3 protein-coding genes and 1 pseudogene are annotated in these 4,484 nt (G+C 71.9%); 1 reads left to right on the top strand and 3 read right to left on the bottom strand.

The features are described from left to right. Positions 1-63: 63 nt before the first annotated feature. Positions 64-1,329: a CinA family nicotinamide mononucleotide deamidase-related protein gene (locus D7X55_RS36445; RefSeq protein ID WP_121725440.1), complete on the bottom strand. Its 1,266-nt coding sequence runs from the start codon at positions 1,327-1,329 to the stop codon at positions 64-66. 57 nt (positions 1,330-1,386) lie between these two features. Continuing rightward, positions 1,387-2,244 (bottom strand): CDP-diacylglycerol--serine O-phosphatidyltransferase, encoded by an 858-nt coding sequence (pssA, locus tag D7X55_RS36450; protein ID WP_121725441.1) that lies wholly within the window; start codon positions 2,242-2,244, stop codon positions 1,387-1,389. A 116-nt stretch (positions 2,245-2,360) separates the two neighbouring features. Here pssA and D7X55_RS36455 point away from each other — a divergent pair, with 116 nt between their 5' ends. After that, on the top strand, positions 2,361-3,479 hold the full coding sequence (locus D7X55_RS36455; protein WP_120550459.1) for an alpha/beta fold hydrolase: 1,119 nt from the start codon (positions 2,361-2,363) through the stop codon (positions 3,477-3,479). Here D7X55_RS36455 and D7X55_RS43680 read toward each other — a convergent pair. Beyond that, positions 3,470-4,484, bottom strand: a pseudogene (locus D7X55_RS43680) (hypothetical protein); the annotation flags it as partial. The gene D7X55_RS36455 and the pseudogene D7X55_RS43680 overlap by 10 nt on opposite strands.

Raw genomic sequence — 4,484 nt, forward strand, 5'->3', positions numbered from 1 at the left:
CCGGGGGCACCGGGGACGGTGTCTCCACGGAGGAAGGACGGGGACGCTTTGACTTGGAGCGGCTCATGGCGACACAGGGGCGGCGAGCAGGTGCAACCTCAACATTTCCAGCACGTGGGACGCGGCGAACAGGCGGACCCGGTCCCGGTCACCCGCGAGCGAGATGCGCTCACAGCGGGGCTCCATGCCGGGGCCGGCCAGTCCGCAGTACACGGTGCCCACGGGGTCCTCGGGCGTGCCTCCGCCGGGTCCCGCGTAGCCCGTGACGGACAGGCCGAACGTGGCGCCACATGCGGCGCGGACGCCTTCCGCCATGGCGAGCGCCGTCTGGGAGGACACCGCGCTGTGCTTCGCGAGGACGTCCGCGGGCACGCCCACCCAGGCGGACTTCATCTTCTCCGAGTAGACGACCGCGCCGCCGATGAAGACCTGGCTGGAGCCCGGGATGGCCGTGAGCTGCTGCGCGATGAGGCCTCCCGTGCAGCTCTCCGCCACCGCCAGCGTATGGCCGCCCCGCGCCAGCAGGTCCAGGAGGACGGGCGCGTATTCGCGGCCATCCGCGCCGTAGACGTGCGTGCCCAGCACCTGCCGGCACGCGGTCTCCGCGGCGGCGAGCGCGGCGTCCGCCTCCGCCTGCGAGGGGGCCTCCGCCATCAGCTTCAGGTGGTTCTCCGGCGCGTGCGTCCGGAAGCCGAACACCACCCGGGGATGGTTGGGGGCCAGGGGCATCACCCGCTCGTTCAGCACGGACTCGGGCAGGCGCACGGTTCGCAGCAGGCGGAAGGCCCGGAACGTCCGGTGGGCTTCCGCCGCGAGCCAGGTCCGCACGCGCGGCAATACCTCTCCGTCCACCAGGGCGCGGTACTCGCGCGGGACACCCGGCAGGAAGAACAGGTGGGCTCGGCCCAACCGCTGGATGACCAGCGGCGCGGAGCCCTGTGGGTTGCGCACCGGCTCGGTGCCCGCGGGGATGCGCGCCATGCGCAGGGCGCCGGGATTCAGGGCCATGCCCCGCGCGGCGTAGCGCTCCTTCAACCAGCCGAGCACTCGCGCGTCCTCTTGCATGGACACGCCCGCGGCGGCGGCGGCGCACTCCAGCGTGAAGTCGTCCGACGTGGGGCCGAGGCCTCCCGAGACGATGACCACGTCCGCGCGCGCCGAGGCCTCCAGCAGCGCGCCCGTGATGTCCGGACGCACGTCGCCCACCACCGTGACCCGTTCGACCTTCACACCCAGGTCGAAGAGGCGGGCTTCCAGCCAGGTGCTGTTGGTGTCCGTGATGAGGCCGGTGACGAGCTCGTCACCGGTGCACAGCAGCTCGACGCGCATGGGCCGGGCATCCTAGCGGCCAGCACGGCCCGCGTCCCGGCTCCCGCGCCTGACTGCTCAGAGGAACGCGGGACCGTCGTCCGTGGTGGCGTTGGGCTCGGAGTCCTCGTCGTCGTCCTCGTCGAGCCCGGCCGCCACCACCACCGCCGCGACGGCGCCGACCTTGCGCGACGCCAGCCGGCTGCGCACGGAGACCGCGGACTCCACCAGCCCCATGAGCAGGTACGCGGCGAAGTACGTCACCAGCACCCAGGCCGGGTGGAAGCGCTGGGCGATGAACGCGCCCGCGAGCGCCATGACCATGAAGACGAGCGCCGTCTTGCGGCTGGGACGCGCGTCCTTGAAGGTGCGGTAGCGCACCGTGGACACCATCAGCAGCGACAGGGCGCCCACCGCCACCGCCACCGGCAGGCGCGCGCCGTCACCGAGCGCCTCGCCCTGCGTGGCCACGTGGTGGGAGATGATGAGCGAGACGAGCACGCCGGCCGCCAGCGGGATGGGCAGCCCCACGAAGAAGCTTCCGCCACCGCCGTGCGGGTTGCGCATGGCGAGCACGTTGAAGCGCGCCAGCCGCATGGCGCCGCAGGCCATGAACGCGAAGGAGATGAACAGGCCCCAGAAGCCCATGGGGGCCAACGCCCACTTGTAGACGAGCAGCGCCGGCGCCGCGCCAAAGGACATGACGTCCGCGAGGCTGTCGAGTTGCATGCCGAAGTCGCTCTGCGTCTTCGTCAGGCGGGCCACCCGTCCGTCGAACCCGTCGAAGAACATGGCGAAGAGGATGGCCAGGGCCGCCTGGTACAGCTGCACCGGTTCAGCCTCACCCGAGCACAGGGTGATGGCGTAGAAGCCACAGAAGATGGAAGTGACGGTGAAGAGGTTCGGGAGCACGAACATCAGTTTCCGCAGCTTCATCGTTCCCTCGACTTCCCCAGGTGGTCGGCTGCCCATGTGGCAGAAACGGCGAGGGAACGGACCTTAGCAGGGTTTTATTCGCGCCGGAGTCAGTCCCCGGTCGCATGGGAGGAGAAATGCCGTACGGGCAGTGGGCCCTGTGGGGATTGACCGCGGCGGCCGTCCTGCTGCTGGTGAACGTGGCGTGGGTGCTGCTCGTGCGGCGGTGGTATCGCCTCAAGGGGCCCCTTCCCGAGATGCTGCGCGTGAAGTGCGCGGATGGGTGGGAACTGACCGTGCACGCCCGCCGGGCGCCGGTGCGCCGCTTCGCGGAGCCCGTCCTCCTGTGCCACGGGCTGGCGGCCAACCGCTTCACCTTCGACTTCGAGCCGCCCTACTCCGTGGCCCACTACCTCACCGAGGCCGGCTTCGACTGCTTCAGCGTGGAGTGGCGCGGCACGGGGCACTCGCAGCGTCCGCCCAGGGGACGGCGGCCCACGGACTTCACCGTCGACGACCACATCACCCACGACGGGCCGGCCCTGCTGGAGCTGGCGCTGAAGGAGACCGGCGCGAAGCAGGCGTTCTGGCTGGGCCACTCCTTGGGAGGCCTGGTGGGGTACGGCGTGGCGCAGGGGCCCGAGGGCGTGAAGCTGGCGGGCCTGCTCGAGCTGGGAGCGCCGGTGTACCTCAAGTCCGAGCCGTTCCTGCGGACGCTCATCTCGCTGGGCGTGCGCGCGGCGTGGCCCGGGAGCATCCGGCAGTCGTGGGTGAGCGCCAGCATGGCGCCCTTCCTGGGCTACCTCGCGCTGCCGCTGTCGGACATCGTCGTGAATCCCCGGCACGTCCCGCCGCGCGTCCTGCGGCAGCTGTCCGTCAACATGATGGCGGCGATGAGCCGCAAGGTGCTGCTCCAGTTCCAGGACTGGATCTCCCACGACGCGTTCCGCTCCTACGACCGCAAGACGGACTGGCGCGCGGGCATCGCGAAGCTCCAGCTGCCCGTGCTGGTGATGGGCGGCAGCGCGGACCGCCTGGCCACCTCGGCCAACGTGGAGGCGCAGTACGCGCTGCTCACGTCGCCGGATCGCACCCTGCACGTCTTTGGCCGGGACCGCGGGGACAAGATGGATTACGGCCACGGGGACCTCATCTTCGGCACCGGCGCGCCCGAGGAGGTCTACCCCGTCATTCGCGAGTGGCTCGAGCAGCGCGCCACGCCCCTGCCCCCCACGTCCGCGCCCGCTCAGGGCTGAGGCGCGCGGGCGTCGAGCTGGACACAGGGGGCGCGAAGGCCTCGCGTGGTGCTGGCGTCGACGTGGCGCAGGTGGACGCGCGTCTGGCCCTCGCAGTCGGTGGAGACGAGCTCGCCTTGAGCGTCCTTCGCGGTGAGGTCCTCCACCTGCAACTGGCCCTCTTCGATGGCCAGCAGGATGGAGCCGGAGGTGTCACGCACGTCGATGTTGCGTGACGTCAGGGTGGCCCGCGAGTCCACCGCCACCGCGGCGAGCCCGCATCCCGAGAGCCGGGCCTTGCGGAGCGCCACCTTCGCCCGCTGCGAGGCCAGCACGCACGAGCCCCTGGCGCCCTCGACGGTCACGGTGTCGACGTCCGCGTCCACGTTGCGCAGGTGGAGCCCGTCACCCGCGATGCCATCCGCGGTGCTCACGCCCGTGATGACTCCGTCCCGCAGGCGCACGCGGCCCTGCAGCGCCACCACGCCGTACTCCCTCGAGCCCTCCAGGCGGAAGCGCCGCACCTCCAGGTCCGAGGCGGTGAGCTGCAGCGCGCCGTAGTTGCCCGCGTCCTTCACGACCACGTCCTCCAGGAGCCCGGTGGCCGCCGTGAGCCCCAGGCCCGCGCGCGTGGCGTGCTCCGAGGTGAAGCCCCGCACCGACAGCCGGGCCCGGTTGGCCGTCACGCCGTACTCGTGGCCCTGGACCCGCACGTCCACCAGCGTCAGCGCGCCCTCCACGGTGGAGAACGCCGTGCCCGTGCCTCCCGAGACCCGCGCCCGTTCGACCTCGGCCGTGCCGCCCTCCTGGCTCAGCGCCATCCGGGCTCCCTGGACGCACACGCCCTCCAGGCGGACCGTGGCGCCGCCCCGGGTCCGGACGGCGCGATCAAACGGCCCCACGAACGCGCTGTCCCGGAGGATCAGCGAGGGCGCGGCCTCCGGGGTTCCGGCCTCCACGAGCACGCCCAGTGCCGTGCCTGCCGGCTTCGGTGCCGGGGCGGCGGGTGGATCACAGGTCCATGCC

The organism is Corallococcus sp. AB049A, from assembly GCF_003668885.1.
Classification (GTDB): domain Bacteria; phylum Myxococcota; class Myxococcia; order Myxococcales; family Myxococcaceae; genus Corallococcus; species Corallococcus interemptor.